Origin of the sequence: Kitasatospora sp. NPDC086009 (assembly GCF_044540385.1) — a bacterium.
Lineage (GTDB): Bacteria > Actinomycetota > Actinomycetes > Streptomycetales > Streptomycetaceae > Kitasatospora.
This window is the reverse complement of sequence record NZ_JBITSA010000016.1, coordinates 54,561-76,311: the sequence shown is the minus strand read 5'-3', so window position 1 is coordinate 76,311 and position 21,751 is coordinate 54,561. Positions and strand designations below refer to the sequence as shown.

The window sequence follows — 21,751 nt, the reverse complement described above, 5'->3', positions numbered from 1 at the left end:
TCAGCTGCGCAGCAGACGGCCCTGGGCGTCCGTGCGGTCGTTGCTGGTGAGGAACAGGATGCCGTCGATCAGCGACCAGACACCGAGACCACCGCAGGTCAGCAGCTGGGCGATGCCCATGCCGATGTGGCCGGTGTAGAAGCGGCCGACGCCCAGGCTGCCGAGCAGGATCGTCAGGATACCGGCGACGACCTTGGACTTGTCGGAGAGCTCGGGCTGGGCGTGGGGCGGGTACGACACGTTCGGTGTGCTCCTTGTGACGGCATGTTCGAGCTCGCGACGGGACGGTCGCTGCCTCGACTGGTGAGGTTGCCGGCCCGGCTCACCGGGGGCTGCGGCCACCGTCCGGACGGGGCGGGGCGCAACCACGACAGACCCGGAGGCGGCGCGGCACGCGGAACACTAGCCGATCATCACACCGGCTGTCTCCACAGATTCTTCGCGTTCGCCTGACCGTCACATGACCTTCGGGCGTTGCCGGACAATTCGCCGACGTCCGTTACTTCGCCCACTCCCGGATCCGCTCGATCCGGGCCTTCAGCTGATTGACCGTCGCCTGCGCGGTGAGCGGACCGCCGCACTGGCGCCGCAGCTCGTTGTGGATGGTGCCGTGCGGCTGGCTCGTCCGGTGGTGCCAGGCCGCCACCAGCGCGTTCAACTCCTTGCGCAGCTCGCGCAGTTCCTGGTGGGTGACCACCGGCCGCTGCTCGGCCGGCAGCTCCAGCAGGTCGGCCTCCTCGGCGGGCTTGGCCTTGCTGCGCTGGATCTGGCGGTGCTGGCGCTTCTGCAGCAGCATCTGCACCTGGTCCGGCTCCAGCAGGCCCGGGATGCCGAGGTACTCCTCCTCCTCCTCGCTGCCCGGGTGCGCCTGCATGCCGAATTCCATGGCGTTGTACAGCACCCGGTCGAAGACCGCGTCGGAGCCGATCGCCTCGTAGGAGAACTCCTCGCCGCCCGCGCCGTCCGGCCCGTCGTTGGCCCGCTCGGCCTCGGCGAGCAGCCGGTCCTCCTCGTCGAAGAGGCCCTCGCCCTCCTTCTTCGGCCGGTCCAGCACGTGGTCGCGCTGGAGCTCCATCTCGTTGGCGAAGCCCAGCAGCGTCGGGATGGTCGGCAGGAAGACGGACGCGGTCTCGCCGCGCTTGCGGGCCCGCACGAAGCGGCCGACGGCCTGCGCGAAGAACAGCGGGGTGGAGATCGAGGTGGCGTACACCCCGACGGCCAGCCGCGGCACGTCGACGCCCTCGGACACCATCCGGACCGCGACCATCCAGCGCGCGTCGCCCGCCGAGAAGTCGGAGATCCGCTGGGACGCCTCCGCCTCGTCGGAGAGCACCACGGTGGCCTTCTCGCCGCTGATCTCCCGGAGGATCTTGGCGTAGGCGCGGGCGGTGTTCTGGTCGGTGGCGATCACCAGGCCGCCGGCGTCCGGGATCGCCTTGCGGACCTCGCTCAGCCGCCGGTCGGCGGCCTGGAGCACGCTGGGGATCCACTCGCCCTGCGGCGCCAGCGCGGTGCGCCAGGCCTGGGCGATCAGGTCCTTGGTCATCGGCTCGCCGAGCCGCGCCTCCAGCTCGTCGCCGGACTTGGTGCGCCAGCGCATGTTGCCGCTGTAGCTCAGGAAGATCACCGGACGCACGACGTGGTCGGCGAGCGCGTGCCCGTAGCCGTAGGTGTAGTCGGCGACCGACTTGCGGATGCCGTCGCCGCCCGCCTCGTACTGGACGAACGGGATCGGGTTGGTGTCCGAACGGAACGGCGTACCGGTCAGCGCCAGCCGGCGGGAGGCCGGCTCGAAGGCCTCGAAGCAGGCCTCGCCCCAGGACTTCGAGTCACCGGCGTGGTGGATCTCGTCCATGATGACCAGCGTCTTGCGGGCCTCGGTCCGGTTGCGGTGCAGCATCGGGTTGACCCCGACGCCCGCGTAGGTGACCACGATGCCGTGGTACTCGCGGGAGAGCGGGCCCGAGGAGTAGGCCGGATCGAGCTTGATGCCTATCCGGGCGGCGGCCTCGGCCCACTGCTTCTTCAGGTGCTCGGTCGGCGCGACGACGGTGATCTGCTGCACCAGGTGGTTGTGCAGCAGGTAGGAGGCCAGCGTCAGGGCGAAGGTGGTCTTACCGGCGCCCGGGGTCGCGACCGCGAGGAAGTCGCGCGGCTGGTTCTCGATGTACCTGTCCAGCGCACCCTGCTGCCAGGCCCGGAGCTTGCCGGCGGTGCCCCAGGGGGCCCGGCCGGGGAAGGCCGGCGACAGGTGGTGCGAAGCGGCCGACGCGCCTTGGCCTGCGGCCCGGGCGGGCGCGTGCGGCTCCTGCGCGTCGGAGAAGAGGGGCATCGAGGAGGCGGCGGCAGTACTCACGGTCTCCGAGGGGGATCATCGCAGGTCAGAGGCCGTTTAGCGGCCCCCGGCCGCGGTCGGGCGGCAATCGGACAACCGGTCCAGCGTACCGGTCCGGCGCCGTTCGAGCGGCCAGGCTCGACCTCCGATACGTCCGGACGGCCGGAAACCGATGTGACCCGGATCACGGAAATCACCCACCGGAACCGCGTAAGCGCGACCGCCCCGCCCGACTCTCTCCAGTGAGGCCGCCCCACCCTCCACAGCCGCCACCCCGGCCTCATGCCACCGCGAAGACCTCACTCCCCCAGAAAGGGCGCGCCGTGCACGCCACCGTCGAAGAGACCGTCCAGGCCCGTCTGATCCTGTCCGCCCACCGGTCGGTCCGGCTGCGGGTCGCCCTCGGCTACCGCCGGGAGGACCCGCTCGCCGTCCGGATGGGCTTCCCCGCCGAGTTCTCGCTGGACGAACCGGGCGACGGCGCCGGGCCGGGCTCCGGCCGGGACGCCGGCCCGGACATCGAGTGGGTCTTCGCCCGGCAGCTGCTGTCGGCCGGCCTGGAGCTGGCCGCCGGCGACGGCGACGTCCACGTCCGGCCCGCCCCCGGCCGGCGCACCATGGTCGAGCTGCGCGCGGCCGAGGGCACCGCGCTGGTCCGGTTCGACACCGCCGACCTGCGGCGCTTCCTCTGGCACAGCCGGCTGGTCGTTCCCGAGGGCGAGGAGCACCGCCACCTGGACGCCGACCGCGCCCTCGCCGAGCTCCTGGGCTGACCGGCGCCGGCGGGGGCGGTGGCGCGCCCGCCGGCGCCCGCCCGGGGCCGAGGCCCGGGCGGGCGTCCCGGCGGGCCGGGAGCGGAGCGGCTCAGGAGGAGAGCCGGCGCATCAGCCGGACGCCCTGCGCCGCCGTCAGGTGCGGCAGGTAGGCCTTCCCTATCGCCCGGGTGATGCTGGGCAGCGCCGCCGGATCGGGGTACGCCATGTACAGCGGCCGGTACTCCGGCTGGAACTTCGCCTTGAAGGCCAGCAGGGAGCGGAACCCGTAGACCGGCTCCAGGACCCGGCCCATCCAGTCCAGCGTGCGCTGCAGCCCGGTGGGCGGCGCGTCCTGCCCGGAGCGGGCCAGCGGCGCGCCGGAGAGCGAGACGAAGCGCGCGCCCTCCTCCTTGAAGCCGAGCGCGGCCGAGGCGATCAGGAACTCCGTCACCCCCCGGAAGCCGTCCGAGCGGCGGCGCATGAAGTCCAGCGTCCAGCCGACCGGTACCCCGTCCTCGTAGACCGGCATCCAGCTGGTCAGCCCGTGCACGACGCGGTCGCCGTCGACGGCGATCAGCAGCCGGACCGCCGGGTCGTCCAGCTCCTCCAGGCCGCCGAGGGTGAAGCCCATCTCGGGCAGGCCCTTCTCGGAGACCCACTCCTCCGAGATCGAGCGGATCTGGTCGCGCAGGGCGAGCGGCGCGTCGTGGTAGGCCCACCACTCGGCGGTGATGCCCTGCTTGCCCGCCTTGTTGAGGGCGGTCCGGATGTCCTGCCACTTGCGGCCGGTGAAGGCCAGTCCGGGCAGGGCGACCACGGTGTCCTCCGCCACCTGGAGCGAGCGCCAGCCGAGCTGCCCGGCGGCGTCGCTGGTCTCCGGGGTGACGCTGTAGAAGCAGGGCGTCCAGCCGCGGGTGTCGCAGTACCGGGCGAAGCCGGCCACCGCCCGGCGTCGGGCCTCCGGCTCGCCGAACGGGTCGCCGGTGGTCAGCGCCACGGTGGAGAGCACCCGGTAGGCGACGGCGGCCCGGCCCTCCTCGTCGAACCAGTAGTGGTTGCCGTCCCAGGTGGTGATGAAGGACAGCGTGCCGCCGCCGTGCGCGGTGAGCAGCGCGCGGGCGCGGGCGGCGTCCTCGGCGTCGGCGTGCACCACCGGGCGGCGGAAGGCGACCAGCAGGGCGGTCAGCGCGACCACCCAGAACGCCAGGCCGCAGTACGTCTCCAGGAGGCGGGCCGGCGGGCCGACCGCTATCGGGTAGTCGGGCAGCAGGTCGTTGTAGGCGGGCGGCAGGAACTGCGCCGGCAGTCCGGCGACCAGGCCGCCCACCCCGGCACGGGGGTCGAACTCGCCGGCCACCAGCCGGCCGAACCCCACGTACGCGGCCGCCGCGGCCAGCGCCGCCCCGCCGGTGACGAGGGAGAGCCGGCGCAGCACCGCGGCCGGCAGCCGCAGGCCGAACCGGTGCCGGGTGGCCAGCAGCAGGCCGGTGGTGAGCAGCGGCAGCAGCAGCGCCTCGACGAAGTACTGCACCACGTCGCCGGCGCCGGTGCCGGTGCCGGCGAACAGCCAGAGCAGCAGCGCCGCCCAGAGCAGTTCGGTGGCGACGGTGATCCGCCAGGCCAGCCGCAGGCCGCGGCGCAGGCCCTCGGCGAGGACCAGCAGCAGGGCCGGGAAGAGCGCGGCCATCAGCCGCGCCGGGGTGTCGAATATCCGCTCGACGGCGTGCGCGCGGGCGCAGTCGTGGGCGGACATCGCGCAGAAGTCGGCGACCTCGTCCGGGGAGAGCCGGTGCGAGAAGTACAGCTCGGAGAAGGTGTTGAAGGGCCCCGCCGCGTTGTCGTACAGCGAGGCGACCAGCGGCCCGAGGGCGGCGGCCACCAGGCAGAGCGCGACCAGCACCCGGGTCTCGGTGTGCGAGGAGCGGTGCGGGCGCAGCTGCCATCGGCGCCGGGCGAGCAGCGCGCCGATGCCGAGGCCGAGCAGCGCGCCGGCGCTGCGCTGGACGCTCTGCAGGTGGCCGACGTACAGCGTCATCACCAGCGGGACGAGCACCACCAGCAGGTGCAGCCGGCGGCGCCAGAGCACGGTGAGCCGGTAGCCGAGCACGCCGGCCAGCGCGAACAGGCCGACGACCGGGCCGGTCGCGGTCTGGTCGGCGACGGCGAGGGTCCACTGCTCGCCGGCCCGTGCGCCGAAGGCGACCAGTCCGGTGCCGAGCAGGGTGCCCAGCACCTGCCCGCCGACCAGCACCAGGAGGGTCCGGCGCCGGCCGAGCCGGCTCTCGGCGGCCGGGCCGACCAGGAGCAGCAGCAGGCTGGTGAAGACGTACGAGCCCGCGCTGGAGCACCAGAGCAGCGAGGTGAACGGCGTCCACCAGCGGCCCTCGCCGAGGGTGGGCAGGCCGACGCCGATCTGGGCCAGCAGGCCCCGGGAGGGGCCGCCGGCCAGACTGCCGGTGGCGGCGCCGACCGTCCAGAGCAGGCCGAGCAGCGCCAGGGTCAGCGGCGCGGCGCGCAGCCGGTCGGCGATCCCGGTGACGGCCTGCCGCCCGGGCTGGGGGGCCGGCTCGGGGGCGGTCGCCACCGGTACCGGCCCGGGGCCGTGGTCGTGCGCGCGTTCACGCTCGCGCTCGCGTTCGCGGGCGGCGACGACCGCCGGAGCCGCGCTGAGCCGGATCACCGGATCAATCCCGTCTGTTGGGCCAGCCACGGCAGTTGGTCGACGATTCCGGGCCGGAACACCACCCAGCCGTGCCCACCCGGCATCAGATCGAACCTCGCCTTCATCCCGGCGTCGAGCGCCGCCTGGTAGACCTTCTCCTGCTGCGGGCGGAACTCGCCGTCGGTGCGGCCGACGACGATCGCCGCCGCCGTGTCCGGGAACCGCTTGCGCCGCATCACCTGCAACGGGTCGATCGCGTCGAACTTGGCGTGGTCACCGCCGAAGGCGGCGGCGACGGTCTGCTCCCGGGTACCCAGGGTGGGTTCCTCCTGCCCGGACATGTCGAGGAACGAGCCGTAGACGTCGGGAGCGTTGACGGCCATCTGGAGCGCGCAGGTGCCGCCCATCGAGGCGCCGCCGATGGACCAGGAGCCCCGGCCCTTGGCGGCCTGGAGGTGCTGGTGCACCCAGTTCGGCACGTCCTCGGCCAGGTAGGTCTGCACGTTGCCGAGCTTGGAGTCCATGCAGAGCGTGTTGTTCCAGATCGACCCGAGCTGGTCGGGCATCACCACGATCGGGGCCAGGCCGTCGTGCTCGGCGGCGAAGGCGTCCAGCGCCTCGTTCACCTGGCCGCCGAGCACCCAGTCGCCCGGGTTGCCGGGCTGGCCGGTGACCAGGACCACCACCGGGAGCAGCGGGCGTGGGCTGGCCTGGTAGGCGGGCGGCAGGTAGATGTACGCGTCGCGGGCCTTGAAGCCGGACTTTCCGCCCGGTATCGGCTCGATCGAGACGGTGCCCTTGGCGGGCAGCCCGGGCGGCGCCTGCCAGACGTCGGCGAGCACCTTGCCGGGGGGCGGGCTCACCGTCCGGGCGTCGAAGCCGGTGGTGAGGCCCTGGGTCTTGGAGAGCCAGGGCGCGAGCATGACCCGGCCGCTGGGGTACTGGCCGAACCCGCGGTTGACCTGGGAGGAGGCCATCAGCAGCACCAGCGCTCCGGCGGCGACCGCCAGCAGCTTGCCGCGCCGGCCGAGCCGGGGCATCCGGAAGCCGGCCAGGCAGAGTCCGAGGAGCGCGACGGCGATCCACCAGGTGACGTAGCGGGGCAGGCCCTCCGGGAAGGGGTGCCACCAGTCGTCCACGACGACGTCCAGCACCAGGCTGAGCGCGGCGGCGCTGAACAGCGCGGCGGGCAGCCGGCGGTTCCACCAGCTCCGGCCGCGGGCCAGCGCGAGCAGGAGCAGCGAGCCCCAGCCGGCGGCGAGCACGGCGAGCGGGATCGGGCCGTGCGTCAGCGGCCAGTCGATCGGGTTCCATTGGACGGCGAGCGTGGCGGTGGTCATGTACGTGTCCCCGGCCGGGTGGTGTCGGCCAGGAATCCGTAGGCGACCACGTTTCCCTGGTAGCCGTGTTCCTCGCTGTACCCGCCGCCGCACGTGATCACCCGGAGCTGGGCGTCGGCGGCCTGGCGGTACACCCGGTCGTCCGGGAAGTCCTTTCGGTCGTGCACTTCGATGGCGTAGAGCTGGTAGACGGCGGTCGCGCCGTCCTCGCGGGCGATCTCGATCCGGTCGCCGCGGTGCAGCGCGCCCAGATGATAGAAGACGGCGGGCCCGCTCTGGTTGTCGACGTGCCCCGCGAGGATCGCGGTGCCGCGCTGACCGGGGGTGGCGCCGCCGCGGTACCAGCCGGCGAGGTTGCGGTCGGCCGCCGGGGGCGTCTGGAGGCGGCCGTCGCCGTCCAGTCCGAGTCCGGTGACGGGGGCGTCGAGCTTGACGGCGGGGATCCTGATTCGGGTCGGGGCGGAGGGGCCGAGCGGGGGGACGACGGAGACCGGGGCGAAGCCGGAGAGGGACTGTCCCGCACCGGGGGCCGGCGGCAGTGCGGCGTGGCCCCCGTCGTTCAGCAGCCAGGCCCCGAGGACGATCGCGGCGCCGACCGCCAGGGTACCCGGCCACGGGCTCCTGCTCTGCTGGGCGCCCACCCGGCGCTCCCCTCTGCTGACAGCTCGATCGTTCCTGAGAGTTTCCTGGGAACAATTCAACCGGATTGGACCTTAAGGCACGTCCATACGATGGTCCTATCGACACCCCCCGATCGGCAGGGCTACCGGCCCGATCCGTGCTCCGGGTAGGGGAGCGAACACGGGGAGAGACCGGATCCCGCCGGACGGACCACTCCCGAGTCCACCTGCATGACCATCGACAATCTCGGACACGTGTCCGGTTGCACCAATCGGGCGATCAGTTGCGACCGTTCGTGGTGGATCAGCGACCGATCGTGTCCGCGTGCCATGCTGACCCCGTTCACAGGCCTATCACCGCACTTGTCCGACCGGGCGCCTCCGGTCCGCCGCACGCCCCACGAACGGAGTGACCATGGACGCTCTCTCCCGCCGCACCCTACTGGCCGCCGGAGCCGCGACCGCAGCCGCCCTCACGGCCGGCTGCGGCACCAAGGGCGGGGCCGGCGGAGCGCAGGCGGCGACCCCGGAACCGGCCCCGGCCAGCCCTGCGGCGGACCACGCCGGCCCGGGCTCCGCGCCCCCGAAGGCCCCCGTCACGCTGATCGGCGACGGCTCCACCTCGGACACCGGTGCGCAGCCGAACCAGCCCGCCGTCGAGCCGCTGAAGCTCGGCGAGCGCCCGCCGCAGTTCGTGGTCTTCTCCTGGGACGGCGCCGGCGAACTGGACAACGGCCTGTTCCGCCGGTTCCGCCGGCTGGCGCAGGAGCACAACGCGTCGATGACCTTCTTCCTGAGCGGCCTCTACCTGCTGCCCGAGGCCAAGAAGGACCTCTACCGTCCGCCGCAGCACAAGGTCGGCGCCTCCGACATCGGCTACCTGTCGGACCAGCACATCCACGACACCCTGGAGAACCTGCACGCGGCCTGGCTGGAGGGGCACGAGATCGGCACCCACTTCAACGGGCACTTCTGCGGCGCCACCGGCGTCGGGCAGTGGTCGCCGCAGGAGTGGGACAGCGAGATCCAGCAGGCGATGGACTTCGTCACCAACTGGAAGACCACCACCGGCTTCACCGACCTGCCGGCGCTGCCCTTCGACTACCGCAAGGAGCTGATCGGCAGCCGCACCCCGTGTCTGGAGGGCCAGCGCAACCTGCTGCCGACCGCCGTCAAGCGCGGCTGGCGCTACGACAGCAGCGGCAACGGGACGCAGGTCTGGCCGCAGAAGATCCAGGGCGGGGCGCTCTGGGACCTCCCGCTGCAGTCCATCCCCTTCCCCGGGCACACCTTCCAGGTGCTGTCGATGGACTACAACATCATGTTCAACCAGTCCGGCAGCAACACCAAGGCCGACCCCTCGCTGCACGCCGCGTACCAGACCCAGGCCAGGGACTCCTACCTGATGGGCTTCGAGCGCGCCTACAACGGCAACCGGGCGCCATTCGTCATCGGCAACCACTTCGAGCAGTGGAACGGCGGCATCTACATGAACGCCGTCGAGGACGCGCTCAAGGAGATCGCCGGCAAGCCCGGGGTGCGGCTGGTCTCGTTCCGCCAGCTGGTCGACTGGCTGGACGCCCAGGACCCGGCGGTGCTCCGCAAGCTGCAGGGCCTCGCCGTCGGCCAGGCGCCGACCGGCGGCTGGGAGACCTTCCTCGGCTCCCCCGCGCCGGCCGGTGCCGCCGCCGGCTGACGCTACGCCGCCTTCCGGACCCGGCCGCCGAGCAGCGCGCCCACCAGCGCCACGCCCGTCATGGTCAGGAAGATCACGGTGAACGCGCCGACCGAACCGGAGCCCTCGGCGCCCCCGTGGGCGGCGGCCACCGAGCCGCCGCCCAGCGCCGAGAAGAGCACCCCGGACAGCCCCACCAGCAGGACGTTGCCGAGCGCGTCGCTCATCTGCAGCGAGGCGGAGTTGGCCCCGGCGTCCTCGGGCGTCGACAGCTTCATCATCAGCACGCTGACACTCGCCACCGTCAGCCCCATCCCGATCCCGCCGACACCCCAGGCCGCCGCCGCCACCCAGGCCGGCACCGCCGGGACCAGCACCAGCGCCGCCCCCGCGATCGCCACCGCCGTCAGCAGGAAGCCCCAGCGGATCATCGCCTCCCGGTACGGCTCCGCGCCCGGCCGGCCCTGCAGCCAGGAGCCGAGCGCCCAGGAGAGACCGCCGCTGGTCAGGGTCAGACCGGCCAGCGTCGGCGACAGGCCGCGCTGGGTCACCATCATCAGCGGGATGAACGCCTCCGCCGCGAAGAACGCCCCGGCGGCCACGCCGCGCAGCAGGATCACCGTCGGCAGCCCGCGCGCGGCCCGCAGCGTCCCGGCCGGCAGCAGCCCCAGGACGGCGGGCACCAGCAGCGCCACCCCCGCGAACGCCGGGAGCAGCCCGACCAGGTCCAACCGCTGGCCGGCGTACTGCAGCAGACCGGCGCCCAGCGCCGCCATCGCGGCCATCCTGCTCCGGCGGCGGTCGAACTCCGCGCCCTTCAGCACCGGCTGCTCGCGCTCGGAGCGGCGCAGCGCCGGCCCCATCACCGCGAGCGGCAGCAGGATCAGCACCGGGACGGCGAGGAACACCCAGCGCCAGCCCAGGTGGTCGGTGACGGCTCCGGAGACCACCGGGCCGACGATCGAGGGCAGCACCCAGGCCGAGGAGAAGGCCGCGAACACCGACGGCCGCAGCCGCTCCGGGTAGGCCCGGCCGACCACCACGTACAGCGCGACGATCACCAGCCCGCCGCCCAGGCCCTGGATCGCCCGGCCGGCCACGAAGACCCACATGCCGGGCGCCGCCCCGGCCACCACCAGACCGGCCCCGAACACCGCGATGCCGGTGAACAGGGGTCGCAGCGGACCCCGCCGGTCGCACCACTGGCCGGAGACCACCAGGGCGAACAGCGTGGTGGTGAAGTACCCGGAGAAGGCGAAGGCGTACAGCGGGAGCCCGTCCAGCTGGCGGGCCGCCACCGGCATCGCGGTGTTGACGGCGGTCGCCTCGAAGGCGAGCAGCAGGACCACCGAGACGATCCCCAGGGTCAGCGCCCGGTAGCGGCCGGTGAGCACGCCGCCACCGGGGTCGGTCTCGTCGGGGGGTGTCGGGCCGGAGTCGACCGAGGTGGCGGAGGCTGTGGTCATGGGTCATATCGTAAGGCCCGTAGGGTGCCATGACCCCTGACCGGTGGACCGGTTCCGCGTGGTCCGCAGGGCCTAGGACCGGGGCCCCGGCCCGTGGGGCGACCCGGTCAGTGCAGCACCTTGAGGCCCACCACGCCGGAGACGATCAGCAGCAGGCAGCCGATCCGCGCCGCGGTGACCGCGTCCCCCAGGACGGCCATGCCGTAGAGCGCCGTACCGACCGCGCCGATGCCGACCCAGACCGCGTAGCCGGTGCCGATCGGGATGGAGCGCATCGCGTACGCCAGACCGCCCATGCTGAGCGCCAGCGCGACGGCGAAGACCACGGTGGGGACGAGCCGGGAGAAGCCCTTGGACGAGTCCAGGGCCACCGCCCAGACGGTCTCCAGGACACCGGAGACGATGAGAACGAGCCATGCCATGACGAGGGACCTCCGCAGTCAGCAGCGGCCGGGTTGCCGCTGTGCTGCGCCGTCTTGTCGTCACCGGGTACGACGCGCTCGTCCGGAGTGGCCGGAGTCCGGCCACCTGCTTTCGACGGTAGCACGACCCGCCACACAGAATTTACACAAGGACATTGACGGGCCGCCCGCCATTCCGCCAAGATGAATTCACCAACACGGCGAACGACGACAGGAGTCGGCAATGAACAGGAAGACGGTGGCCCTTCTCGCGCCCCGCGCCTGTGCCGCGGCTCCCCGGTGTTGTCGCGCCTGTCGCTGTTGCCGCCACGCCTGAGCGCATCTGCGGAACAGCTCCTCCCACGGCCGTGTGCCCGAGTGGTTTAGGGAACCGCCTGCAAAGCGGTTTACACGGGTTCGATTCCCGTCATGGCCTCCACCGAAATGAATGCGCCGGTCCGCGAAGAATTCGCGGACCGGCTGTTCGGCGTTCTCCCGGCCGGATATTCCGGGCCCCGGAATACCGCCGGGAATTCACCCCGGGGGCGGGGCGGGTGCCCCGCCCCGCGGTCAGCCGGCGACGGCGTCCTCGGGCCGGATCGGCAGCCGCCCGACGGGCAGGCCGGTCGCGGCCCGGACGGCGGCGGCCACGGCGGCCGGGGCGACCACCGCGGGGGCCGCGCTGACCGCCTTGGCACCGAAGGTGGCGACCACGTCGCGCTCCTCGACCAGGGCGGCGATGCGGACCTCCGGGGTGTCCAGGGCGGTCGGCAGCCGGTAGCCGGTGAGCGAGGGGTTCAGCAGCAGGCCGCCCTCGGTGCGCAGGTCCTCCAGCAGCGCCAGCCCCACGCCCTGGGCCACGCCCGCCTCGATCCGGTCCTCGATCTGACGCGGGTTGAGCGCCCGGCCGACGTCCTGGGCCACCGTCACGTCCACCACCCGGACCGCGCCCAGCTCGATGTCCACGTCCACCACCGCGCGCATCGCGCAGAACGCGATGGAGACGAAGGCGTCACCGTGCCCTGCCTCGTCCAGCGGCTCGGTCGGGTGCGGGCGGCACTGCGCGGTCGCCCAGAGCTCCTTGCCCTCCAGCGCCTCGGCGACCGGCATACCGAGCACGCCGTCGTAGGAGGTGATCTTTCCGTCGGAGATCTGCAGCAGCTCGACCGACATCCCGAAGTCGGCGGCGATCGGCTGGAGCAACTGGTGGCGGACCATCAGCGCGGCCCGCTCGACCGCGCCGCCGGAGACCCAGGTGTGCCGGCCCCGGGCGGCGGGCCCGGCGATCGACTGGTCGCTGTCGGCCGGTGCGATGTAGACCTCGTTGATCCCCAGCACCGACTGCACGATCTGCCGCGCCAGGGTGGCGAAGCCCTGCCCGGAGTCGACGGCGGCGCAGATCACCGTGGCGTGGTCGCCGCTGACCCGCACCGTCGCGGTGGAGACCTCGTCCTCGCCCTCGGCGCCCAGCATGTGCACCATGCCGACCGCGTAGCCGATGCCGCGGCGCACCGCCGCCGGGTCGCCGGCCCCGCCGGGCCCGCCCGGCAGCAGCCACTCGGCGTCCGGGTCGTCCACCGGCAGCGGGGGCAGCGGCTCCTCGGCGACCGCGTCCAGCAGCGCGGCCACCGGCGCGGGGCAGGTGACGGCCTGTCCGGTGGGCATCGGGTCTCCGGTCGCCATCGCGTTGCGCCGGCGGATCTCCACCGGGTCCACGCCGACCCGGGCCGCCAGCTGGTCCAGCTGCGACTCGTAGGCGAAGCACGCCTGCAGGGCGCCCTCGCCGCGCATCCGGCCGGCCGGCGGGTTGTTGGTGCGCACCGCCCAGGCGTCCACGAAGACGTTCGGGCAGACGTAGGGCCCGACCGAGAAGGCGGTGGCGGCGGCCAGCGCCTCGGCCGAGACGTCCGCGTAGGCGCCGCCGTCCAGCAGGATCTGCGCCTCCACCTTGACCAGCTTGCCCTCGGCGTCGGCGTGGTGGCGGTAGCGCAGCAGCGCCGGGTGGCGGGAGGTGTGGGTGTGGAACGACTCCTCGCGGGTGAGGGTCATCTTCACCGGGCGGCCGGTGCGCAGCGCCAGCAGCGCCAGGGTCACCTGGAAGGAGAGGTCCTCGCGGTCCGAGGTGGCGCCGGGCACTCCGGTGACCACCAGTCGGACCCGGTCCGGCTCCAGGCCGAGGCAGGCGGCGGTGCGGTCGCGGTCGCCGTGCGGGTCGGTGGACGACAGGTGCAGTTCGACGCCGCCGTCCGGGCGCGGCACGGCCAGACCGGCCTCCGCGCCGAGCGGCGCCGGGTCCTGGCGGCCGACCTGGTAGAGCCCCTCGACGATGACCTCGCCGGCCGCGTCCGGGTCCCCGGTGCGCAGCGGCAGGTGCCGGAAGAGGTTGCCGTCCGGGTGCAGCGGGCCGGCGGTGAAGGCCTGCTCGGGATCGGTCACCGCCTCCAGCGGCTCGTACTCGACGGTGATCAGACCGACCGCCAGCCGGGCGGTGTCCGGGTGGTCGGCGGCGACCGCGGCGACCGGCTCGCCGTGGTGGCGCACCACACCGGCGGCCAGCACCGGCCGGTCCGCGACGATCGGCCCGGCCGGGGCGCCGTCGGGGGTGCCGTCCGGCCCGGGCGGCAGGTCGGCGGAGGTGACCACCGCGTGCACGCCCGGCAGCGCGAGCGCGGCCGAGGTGTCGATGCCCCTGATCCGGGCGTGCGGGTGCGGGGAGCGCAGCACCGCGCCCCAGAGCAGGCCCTCGGCCCAGAGGTCGGCGGCGTACGGGTAGATGCCGAGCGCCTTCGGCAGGGCGTCGCTGCGCAGCGGGGAGCTGCCCAGCCCGAACGGCTCCCGTGCGCCGCCCTCGTCGCCGTCCTGCTGGGGTGCTGCGCCGATGTCGGTAGGCGACGTCATGATGCGTGGTCGTCCTCGGGGAGCCGGATGCCGTGGGCGGGGGTGGCACCGTACGGGACGCCGGCGGGGGCGACGCCCTCGACCGGGACCCCGTGCGGGGGCGTGTGCGCGTACGGCGTGCCGTGGGCGGGCGTGCCGTCGTACCCGGCCCCGTTCGGGGCCGTGCCGTCGAACCCGCCGCCGGGGGCCGGGATGCCGTGCGCCGGGGTCTGCTCGTAGACCGGGCCGTCGTACGGGGAGGCGTCGTAGCCGGACTGCTGCGGGTAGCCCCCGTCCGGGTAGCCGCCGGGCAGGTAGCCACCGGGTGCGGGGGCGCCCTGGTAGGGCTGCTGCTCGGGGTAGCCCTGCGGCGGGTAGTAGCCCTGCCCCTCGCCGGCCGCCTGGGCGGGGATGCCGGTGACGGGGGTGAGCACCGCGGTGTCGTACACGCCGGTGTCGTAGCCGCCGTGGCCCTCGGGGGCGCCGTAGGGCACGCCCGGGCCCGCCCCGCCGGTGGCCGGGGCCTCCTCGACGGGCGACTGCGGGGCGTGCGGTTGCGAGCCGTGCGACTGCGGGACGTGCTCGATCCAGGCGTCGGCGTCGGTGTAGACCGGCAGGTCGGCGGCCCGGGCGGCCGGCTCGGGCACCGGTGCCCCGCCCGCGGGGGCGTCGCCGGCGGGCGCGGCCGCCCCGGCGGCCGCCGCGTGGGCCTCCTCCGCCTCCTCGGCCTCCAGGGCGCGGGCGTCGGCGACGGACTGCACCGCGGCCAGCACGCCCCGGTAGCCGGTGCAGCGGCAGAGGTTGCCGCAGAGCGCCTGGCGGGCCTCGACCTCGGTGGGCCGGTGGTTGCGCTGGAGCAGGTCGTGCACGGCCATCGCCATGCCGGGCGTGCAGTAGCCGCACTGCACCGCGCCGGACTCGGCCAGCGCCTGCTGGACCTCGCTGGCGCCGCCGCCGGCCGAGAGGCCCTCGACGGTGTTGATCTCGCTGTCCGCGGCCAGCGCGGCGGGCACCAGGCAGCCGGCCACCAGCTGGCCGTCCACCTGGACCGAGCAGGCGCCGCACTCGCCCTGCTCGCAGCCGTCCTTGGCGCCGGCCAGCCCGAGCCGCTCGCGCAGCACGTACAGCAGGCTCTCGCCGATCCAGGCGTCGGTGACGGGCCGTTCGAAACCGTTGACCCGCAGGGTGTACGAGGCGCAGGGGCGCAGCTCGCGGCTGACCTGCGGCGCGTGGTCGAACGGGCCGGCGTCGAGGGTTCCGATGGGGTCAGTGGTCACTTCAGCGCCCTTCCCAGTGCCCGGCGGGCCAGCACCGATACGGTACGCCGCAGCCGAACGGCGGCCGCGCTCGGCCCCTCGGTCACGGCCTCCCAGGCGCCCTCGGCGCCGTAGCTGTCGGGTACGCACGCGGCGGCCACGTACTCGCCGAAGGCGGCCGTCGCGGTGGGGTCGATCTCGCGGCTGCCGTCCCAGTCGATGCAGCCGGCCACCCAGGCCTCGGCCTCCAGCGGGCGCAGCGGCACCGGGGCGACGGCTCCGACGGCGCAGCGCACGGCGCGCCGGGCGGGGTCGAGGACGAGCGCGACGGAGGCGGTGGCGCGGGCCGGGCCGCTGCGGCCGGTGGCCTTGAGGAAGACCTGCGGGGCGTGCAGCAGCGGGACGCGCACCCAGGTGAGCAGCTCACCGGGGCGCAGCGGGTCGAGGCCGGTGAGCAGGTGGCTGACCGGGACCTCGCGGGTGGCGCCGGCCCGGGCGAGGGTCGCGGTGGCCTCCAGCGCGGCCAGCACCGGGAGGGTGTCGCCGGCCGGCGCGGCGGTGACGACGTTGCCGCCGAGGGTGCCGACGTTGCGCACCTGCGGGGGGCCCGCGGTCCGGGCCGCGTCGGCCAGGGCGGGGATGAGGGCCGCGAAGTCGGGGCGGTCCATCCGGGCGTGGGTGAGCCCGGCGCCGAGCACGGCGGTGCCGCCGTCCTCGTAGCGCCAGCCGCGCAGCTCGGTGATCCGGCCGAGGCCGATCAGGGCCGCGGGGCGCAACCGCCCGGCGTTGACGGCCTCCATCAGGTCGGTGGCGCCGGCCACCGGCACCGCGGCCGGGGTGGCGGCCAGCGCGTCGACGGCCTCGTCGAGGGAGGCCGGCAGCATGATCGTCCGGTTCACCTGGGTCCCACCGTGCTCCACTTGCTCATCGATCGCCTGCCGCCCGCGGCCCTCGGCCGGGGTGTCCGCGTCGGCAGCCCGGCCTGGCCCGTAGGGTACGGGCGATCGGGCCGGGTTGGGCAACTCTGGCACACAATGCTCGATGATCATTTCGGGACGGGCGAACGGAACTGCCCGATTGGGACGCATACCGGGCGGTATCTGCTCCGGCCCGAAACCGGACCGGAGCAGATGTTCATCTGTTCTTGACGTCGGATGACCACTCAAAAGTTCCCGGTCGCCATGGAGCCCGGTGGCCGATCGTGGTCAGACCGCCGGCGGCGCACCCTCGATCGGACGGCCGGCCACCCCGGGCCGGCGCTGCCAGGGGTGCGGCCCGTCGACCGGGCGGTACTCGACGCCGAGCGCGTCCAGCACGGCCCGGTGCGACTCCATCCGCCGCTCGAAGCCCGCGTAGTCGCGCTCGGCCGGGTCGGCGGGCAGCGCGGACCAGGCCACCTCCGAGAAGGCCGCGAGCCGGGGGAAGGCCCGGTAGTCGACGTCCCGGGCGCTGTCCATGAACTCGCTCCACAGGTTGGCCTGGGTGCCGATCACCCGGCGGGCCGCGGCTTCGTCGAGCTGCGCCGGCACCGGCTCGAAGCGGTACACGTCCTCCAGGGTGCGGACGAAGCCGACCGGGACCGGCTCGTCCTCGCCCGGGGCCTGCCGGTGGTCCAGGTACACGTGCTGCTCGGGGCACATCACCACGTCGTGCCCGGCCTGCGCGGCGGCGATCCCGCCCCCGTAGCCGCGCCAGGAGGAGACCGCCGCACCGGGTGCCAGCCCGCCCTCCAGGATCTCGTCCCAGCCGATCAGCCGGCGCCCGCGCTCGGCCAGCCAGCGGTCGAAGTGCCGGATCACCCAGCTCTGCAGCTCGTCCTCGTTGCTCAGCCCGAGCTCCTGGATCCGCTCCTGGGCCGCGGCACTGTCCTTCCACTGCTCCTTCGGGCACTCGTCGCCGCCCAGGTGGACGAACTCCGACGGGAAGAGCTCCAGGACCTCCTCCAGCACCCCCTCGAAGAAGCGGACGGTGGCCTCGGAGGGGTTGAGCACGTTGTGACTCACGCCCCAGTCCGTCCACACCCCGAGGGCGGCGGTGTCCACCACGTCGGTGTTGCCCAGTTCGGGGTAGGCGGAGATCGCGGCCTGGGAGTGACCCGGAAGGTCGATCTCCGGGACGACGGTGATCGCCCGTTCGGCGGCGTACGCGACGATCTCGCGCAGGTCGTCCTGGGTGTAGAAGCCGCCGTGCGGGCGGTCGTCGCGGCGCTGGGCGGAGCGGTAGCCGACCATCGAGCGCTCGCGCCAGGAGGCCAGCTCGGTGAGCTTCGGGTAGCGCTTGATCTCCACCCGCCAGCCCTGGTCGTCGGTCAGGTGCAGGTGGAGCACGTTGAGCTTGTGCGCGGAGAGCTGGTCGATGAAGCGCAGCACGTCGGACTTGGGCAGGAAGTGGCGGGCGACGTCCAGCAGCGCGCCGCGCCAGCCGAAGCGGGGGGCGTCCTCGATGTCGACGCCGGGCAGCACCCAGCCGGTGTCGCGCAGCGGCGCCCGGCGGTAGGCGTCCGGGCCGAGCAGGCGGCGCAGGGTCTGCGCGCCCCAGAGCGCGCCGGCCGGGCCGCCGGCGGTGACCACGGCGCGGCCGGGGCGCACCGAGAGCCGGTACGCCTCACCGGCCAGCTCCGCGTCGAGGACCAGTTCGATGCCCTCGCCGGGCCGCCCGGGACCGAGCGGCAGTCCGGTGGCGGCGGTCAGCGCGGTGCGCAGCCACCGCTCGGCGCCGGACAGCTCCGGCGGCGCGGTCAGGGTGGTGGAGCGGTCGAGGGGGAAGTCCTGGTCCTGGAGGCGGACGGAACTCAAGGGGGCGGGAATGAGGTCCATTCCGCCATCCTGCCCCCGGCCCGGTCAATTGGCATAGACCACTTTGCACAATGCCGCACAGTGCAAAACGGCACCGTGCAAAACGGCGCTGTGCGGAACGGTGCCGTGCGGACGGGTCGGCGCCGTCCCGGGCCGGGCGGCCGGGCTACTTGTCGTCGCCGCCCTTGCCGTCCTGGGGCTTGCCGATGCCGTCGTAGATCTCCTTGCACATCGGGCAGACCGGGTACTTCTTCGGGTCACGCCCGGGCACCCAGACCTTGCCGCAGAGCGCCACCACGGGAGACCCGGAGAGCGCGCTCTCCATGATCTTGTCCTTCTGGACATAGTGCGCGAAGCGCTCGTGGTCGCCGTCCCCGTGGGACACCTGGGGGACGGGCTCGACCAGGGTGCCGGTGCCGAGGCCGCGCTCGGGCTCAAGAGTGCTCATAGGTGCCAAGTCTATGGGCGCCCCGGGAAACCGGGCCAGTGTCGTGCCGGCGGCCGCGCCCGCGGGGCCGCCGCGGGCGGCGCGGACCGGCCCGCCGGCCGGCCCTCGGGTCAGTTCAGCGTGGGGTCGTCCGGGTACGTCGCGAGCAGCGCCAACGGGCCGCGCTGGCGGCGCAGCACGGCGCGCCACAGCCGCTCCGGCTCGGGGCTGGAGATGTCCCCCGGCTCGCAGTCGACCAGGTACCAGGCCCCGGTGCCCAGCTCCGCCTCCAGCTGCCCCGGCGACCAGCCCGCGTACCCGGCGAAGATCCGCAGGCCGCCGAGCTCACCGGCCAGCACCTCGGGCGGCGCCTCCAGGTCCACCAGGCCGATCGCCCCGTGCACCCGGCGCCAGCCGAGCGGCTCCACGGTCTCCGGCTCCCCCGGCGCCACCGCCAGGCCGAGCGCGGAGTCCAGCGCCACCGGCCCGCCCTGGAACACCACGGCGGGGTGCCCGACGAGACCGCCCCAGCCGTCCAGCACGCTGCCCACCTCGACCGGCGTCGGCCGGTTGAGGACCACACCGAGCGCCCCCTCGGCGTCGTGGTCGAGGAGGAGCACCACCGCCCGGGCGAAGTTCGGATCGGTGAGCACGGGCGTAGCGACGAGCAATCGGCCGGTGTGCGACCGGCCTCCGTGCGTATGGGCCGCCGTCATGTCTCACATGATCCCGCAGAACCACCGGGGCCGGACACCTCGACGCGAAGCCGGCCGGCGAGGGCCCGCCACCCGCCGCGGACGGCGGCGCGAACACCCGTACGGACGCACCGGCGGGCGCGACACCCCCGGACGGGAGCACCATCACGGGAGAGGCAGACGGGAACCACCGATACGCCTACTACCATCTACTGATGGTGGACGCCCTTATGCGGTGCCGACTCGGTCACGCCGGGGGCCCGAGCGCGCCCGTACGACCGGTCCACCGCCCGGCTCCCACCCGGAGCCGCACCCACTCCTCTGGCACCCCGGATTGCGAGAACGATGACCGACGACGTCCTGCTGGTCCACGGCGGAAACCCGCTCGAAGGCGAGATCCGCGTCCGCGGTGCGAAGAACCTGGTCCCCAAGGCCATGGTCGCCGCCCTCCTCGGGCAGGGCCCCAGCAGACTGCGCAACGTCCCGGACATCCGCGACGTCAAGGTGGTCCGCGGCCTGCTCCAGCTGCACGGGGTCACCGTGCGCACCGGTGACGAGGACGGCGAGCTGATCCTCGACCCCTCCCACGTGGAGAGTGCCAACGTCGCCGACATCGACGCGCACGCCGGCTCCTCGCGCATCCCGATCCTCTTCTGCGGCCCGCTGCTGCACCGCCTCGGCCACGCCTTCATCCCCGGCCTCGGCGGCTGCGACATCGGCGGCCGCCCGGTCGACTTCCACTTCGAGGTGCTGCGCCAGTTCGGCGCCAGCATCGAGAAGCACCCGCAGGGCACCTACCTGGTGGCCCCGCAGCGCCTGCGCGGCACCCGGATCGAGCTGCCCTACCCCTCGGTCGGCGCGACCGAGCAGGTGCTGCTCACCGCCGTCCTCTGCGAGGGCGTCACCGAGCTGCGCAACGCGGCCGTGGAGCCCGAGATCGTCGACCTCATCTGCGTGCTGCAGAAGATGGGCGCGATCATCACCATGGGCACCGACCGGACGATCCTGATCACCGGTGTGGACGAGCTCTCCGGCTACAACCACCGCGCCCTGCCGGACCGCCTGGAGTCCGCCTCCTGGGCCTGCGCGGCGCTGGCCACCAAGGGCGACATCTACGTCCGCGGCGCCCGCCAGCTGGAGATGATGACCTTCCTCAACACCTTCCGTAAGGTCGGTGGCGCCTTCGAGGTGGACGACGAGGGCATCCGGTTCTGGCACCCGGGCGGCGAGCTCAAGGCGATCGCCCTGGAGACCGACGTGCACCCCGGCTTCCAGACCGACTGGCAGCAGCCGCTGGTCGTCGCGCTGACCCAGGCGACCGGCCTGTCCATCGTGCACGAGACGGTGTACGAGTCGCGGCTGGGCTTCACCGGGGCGCTGAACCAGATGGGCGCGCACATCCAGCTCTACCGCGAGTGCCTGGGCGCCACCCCGTGCCGCTTCGGCGCCCGCAACTTCCTGCACTCCGCGGTCGTCTCCGGCCCGTCCAAGCTGATGGGCTCCGAGCTGGTCATCCCGGACCTGCGCGGCGGCTTCTCGTACCTGATCGCGGCGCTGGCGGCCGAGGGCACCTCGACCGTCCACGGCATCGACCTGATCAACCGCGGCTACGAGAACTTCATGGAGAAGCTGCGCGACCTGGGCGCCCACGTCGAGCTGCCCAACGAGCGGCTGGTCACCGCCTGACCCGGGGCCGGGTTCCCTTCGGGGAGCCCGGCCGCACGGCGAGAGGCCGGGCTCCCCGAAGGGAACCCGGCCTCTCGGCGTTCAAGGGGTTGCTCAGGCGCCCTTGGCGGCTTCCTTGAGCTTGGAGCCCGCGCTCACCTTGGCGCTGTAGCCGGCCGCGATCTGGATCGGCTCACCGGTCTGCGGGTTGCGGGCGGTGCGGGCAGCGCGGTGGGTGCGCTCGAAGGTCAGGAAACCGGGGATGGTGACCTTCTCGTCGCCCTTGGCGACGACCTCGCCGACGATCTCGGCGAAGGCGGCCAGAACGGCGTCGGCGTCCTTGCGGGTCACCTCGGCGCGCTCGGACAGCGCGGCCACCAGCTCACTGCGGTTCATGTGTACTCCTGTGGTCTGTTCGCTTGCGGTGTGCGGGGGCCCATCGGTGCTCCCCTCCGGGGGCACCCGGACAGGCCGCAGGTCCGCACACAGTGCTCATTCAGGCAATGCGTGGTCGCAGGCCGGGTTCGCGCCCTGTGCCGCGGTCGGTGCCGTCGACGGCCCGTCTGCCTGCCTGGATACGAATCCTGCCCCGACCGGCCCCGAGAAAGCCAATCGGGCCCCGGCCGTGCCACCCGAACAAAGCCCGCCCGCCGGAGGTGTGACGCTCCGTCGGCTCCGGCGGACCGGGCGCGGGCGGCGGTCGGGACGACGCGCCGGAAGACCAGGGGGACGTTCCGTACTTGTCGGACACGCCTGCCCCGTGCAGGGCTACCGTACGCCCT

The 21,751-nt window shown here is 73.7% G+C and carries 17 protein-coding genes, 1 tRNA gene and 1 riboswitch; of the genes, 4 read left to right on the top strand and 14 right to left on the bottom strand.

Translation table 11 applies throughout. The features are described 5' to 3' along the window. Nucleotides 1–240 carry a TM2 domain-containing protein gene (locus ACIF6L_RS30230; RefSeq protein WP_329487865.1) on the bottom strand — a complete coding sequence of 80 codons (240 nt, stop codon included), beginning with the start codon at nucleotides 238–240 and terminating at the stop codon, nucleotides 1–3. A gap of 259 nt (nucleotides 241–499) precedes the next feature. After that, nucleotides 500–2,332 carry a DEAD/DEAH box helicase gene (locus ACIF6L_RS30225; RefSeq protein WP_329492114.1) on the bottom strand — a complete coding sequence of 611 codons (1,833 nt, stop codon included), beginning with the start codon at nucleotides 2,330–2,332 and terminating at the stop codon, nucleotides 500–502. A gap of 326 nt (nucleotides 2,333–2,658) precedes the next feature. Between ACIF6L_RS30225 and ACIF6L_RS30220 the strand changes: the two genes are divergently transcribed. Continuing rightward, the gene (locus ACIF6L_RS30220; RefSeq protein WP_329487866.1) at nucleotides 2,659–3,108 is read left to right on the top strand and encodes an SsgA family sporulation/cell division regulator; all 450 of its coding nucleotides are present in this window, start codon (nucleotides 2,659–2,661) and stop codon (nucleotides 3,106–3,108) included. Between the two features lie 91 nt (nucleotides 3,109–3,199). On the opposite strand, the gene ACIF6L_RS30215 is transcribed toward ACIF6L_RS30220, so the two are convergent. From ACIF6L_RS30215 to ACIF6L_RS30205, 3 genes are read right to left on the bottom strand one after another with little or no spacing between them, the layout of a single operon-like run. Continuing rightward, nucleotides 3,200–5,770 (bottom strand): bifunctional lysylphosphatidylglycerol flippase/synthetase MprF, encoded by a 2,571-nt coding sequence (locus ACIF6L_RS30215; RefSeq protein WP_396490686.1) that lies wholly within the window; start codon nucleotides 5,768–5,770, stop codon nucleotides 3,200–3,202. Continuing rightward, the gene (locus ACIF6L_RS30210; RefSeq protein ID WP_329487868.1) at nucleotides 5,767–7,092 is read right to left on the bottom strand and encodes an alpha/beta hydrolase-fold protein; all 1,326 of its coding nucleotides are present in this window, start codon (nucleotides 7,090–7,092) and stop codon (nucleotides 5,767–5,769) included. The genes ACIF6L_RS30215 and ACIF6L_RS30210 overlap by 4 nt, the downstream gene beginning before the upstream one ends. Then, entirely contained in the window at nucleotides 7,089–7,733 is a 645-nt protein-coding gene (locus ACIF6L_RS30205) for a class F sortase (protein WP_329487869.1), read from the bottom strand. The genes ACIF6L_RS30210 and ACIF6L_RS30205 overlap by 4 nt, the downstream gene beginning before the upstream one ends. A 394-nt stretch (nucleotides 7,734–8,127) precedes the next feature. Between ACIF6L_RS30205 and ACIF6L_RS30200 the strand changes: the two genes are divergently transcribed. Further along, nucleotides 8,128–9,408 (top strand): hypothetical protein, encoded by a 1,281-nt coding sequence (locus ACIF6L_RS30200; RefSeq protein ID WP_329487870.1) that lies wholly within the window; start codon nucleotides 8,128–8,130, stop codon nucleotides 9,406–9,408. A 2-nt stretch (nucleotides 9,409–9,410) separates the two neighbouring features. Here ACIF6L_RS30200 and ACIF6L_RS30195 read toward each other — a convergent pair whose 3' ends face one another. After that, on the bottom strand, nucleotides 9,411–10,853 hold the full coding sequence (locus ACIF6L_RS30195; RefSeq protein ID WP_396490687.1) for an MFS transporter: 1,443 nt from the start codon (nucleotides 10,851–10,853) through the stop codon (nucleotides 9,411–9,413). A gap of 107 nt (nucleotides 10,854–10,960) precedes the next feature. Continuing rightward, on the bottom strand, nucleotides 10,961–11,275 hold the full coding sequence (locus ACIF6L_RS30190) for an SMR family transporter (RefSeq protein WP_329487872.1): 315 nt from the start codon (nucleotides 11,273–11,275) through the stop codon (nucleotides 10,961–10,963). A 43-nt stretch (nucleotides 11,276–11,318) separates the two neighbouring features. Next, a riboswitch (guanidine-III (ykkC-III) riboswitch) is annotated at nucleotides 11,319–11,384 on the bottom strand. Nucleotides 11,385–11,618: 234 nt separating this feature from the next. Between ACIF6L_RS30190 and ACIF6L_RS30185 the strand changes: the two genes are divergently transcribed. Further along, nucleotides 11,619–11,693 (top strand) — tRNA-Cys (locus ACIF6L_RS30185). Between the two features lie 131 nt (nucleotides 11,694–11,824). Here ACIF6L_RS30185 and ACIF6L_RS30180 read toward each other — a convergent pair. From ACIF6L_RS30180 to ACIF6L_RS30155, 6 genes are all read right to left on the bottom strand, one after another. After that, a complete protein-coding gene (locus ACIF6L_RS30180; protein ID WP_329487873.1) occupies nucleotides 11,825–14,152 on the bottom strand; it encodes a xanthine dehydrogenase family protein molybdopterin-binding subunit in 2,328 nt (775 codons plus the stop codon). Beyond that, entirely contained in the window at nucleotides 14,149–15,408 is a 1,260-nt protein-coding gene (locus tag ACIF6L_RS30175) for a 2Fe-2S iron-sulfur cluster-binding protein (protein ID WP_396490688.1), read from the bottom strand. The genes ACIF6L_RS30180 and ACIF6L_RS30175 overlap by 4 nt, the downstream gene beginning before the upstream one ends. Continuing rightward, nucleotides 15,405–16,271 carry an FAD binding domain-containing protein gene (locus ACIF6L_RS30170; protein WP_396490709.1) on the bottom strand — a complete coding sequence of 289 codons (867 nt, stop codon included), beginning with the start codon at nucleotides 16,269–16,271 and terminating at the stop codon, nucleotides 15,405–15,407. The genes ACIF6L_RS30175 and ACIF6L_RS30170 overlap by 4 nt, the downstream gene beginning before the upstream one ends. Nucleotides 16,272–16,592: 321 nt before the next feature. Next, on the bottom strand, nucleotides 16,593–18,203 hold the full coding sequence (locus ACIF6L_RS30165; protein ID WP_396490689.1) for a beta-N-acetylhexosaminidase: 1,611 nt from the start codon (nucleotides 18,201–18,203) through the stop codon (nucleotides 16,593–16,595). Nucleotides 18,204–18,348: 145 nt separating this feature from the next. Further along, nucleotides 18,349–18,630, bottom strand: a complete 282-nt coding sequence (locus tag ACIF6L_RS30160; protein WP_329487875.1) for a DUF3039 domain-containing protein — start codon at nucleotides 18,628–18,630, stop codon at nucleotides 18,349–18,351. 110 nt (nucleotides 18,631–18,740) lie between these two features. Further along, nucleotides 18,741–19,325 (bottom strand): YqgE/AlgH family protein, encoded by a 585-nt coding sequence (locus tag ACIF6L_RS30155; protein WP_329487876.1) that lies wholly within the window; start codon nucleotides 19,323–19,325, stop codon nucleotides 18,741–18,743. A 324-nt stretch (nucleotides 19,326–19,649) separates the two neighbouring features. On the opposite strand from ACIF6L_RS30155, the gene murA reads away from it, so the two are divergent. Next, nucleotides 19,650–20,990, top strand: coding sequence for a UDP-N-acetylglucosamine 1-carboxyvinyltransferase (gene murA, locus ACIF6L_RS30150; RefSeq protein ID WP_329487877.1), 1,341 nt, complete (start codon nucleotides 19,650–19,652; stop codon nucleotides 20,988–20,990). A gap of 93 nt (nucleotides 20,991–21,083) precedes the next feature. On the opposite strand, the gene ACIF6L_RS30145 is transcribed toward murA, so the two are convergent. Further along, nucleotides 21,084–21,365: an HU family DNA-binding protein gene (locus ACIF6L_RS30145; RefSeq protein WP_030059737.1), complete on the bottom strand. Its 282-nt coding sequence runs from the start codon at nucleotides 21,363–21,365 to the stop codon at nucleotides 21,084–21,086. Nucleotides 21,366–21,751 lie beyond the last annotated feature (386 nt).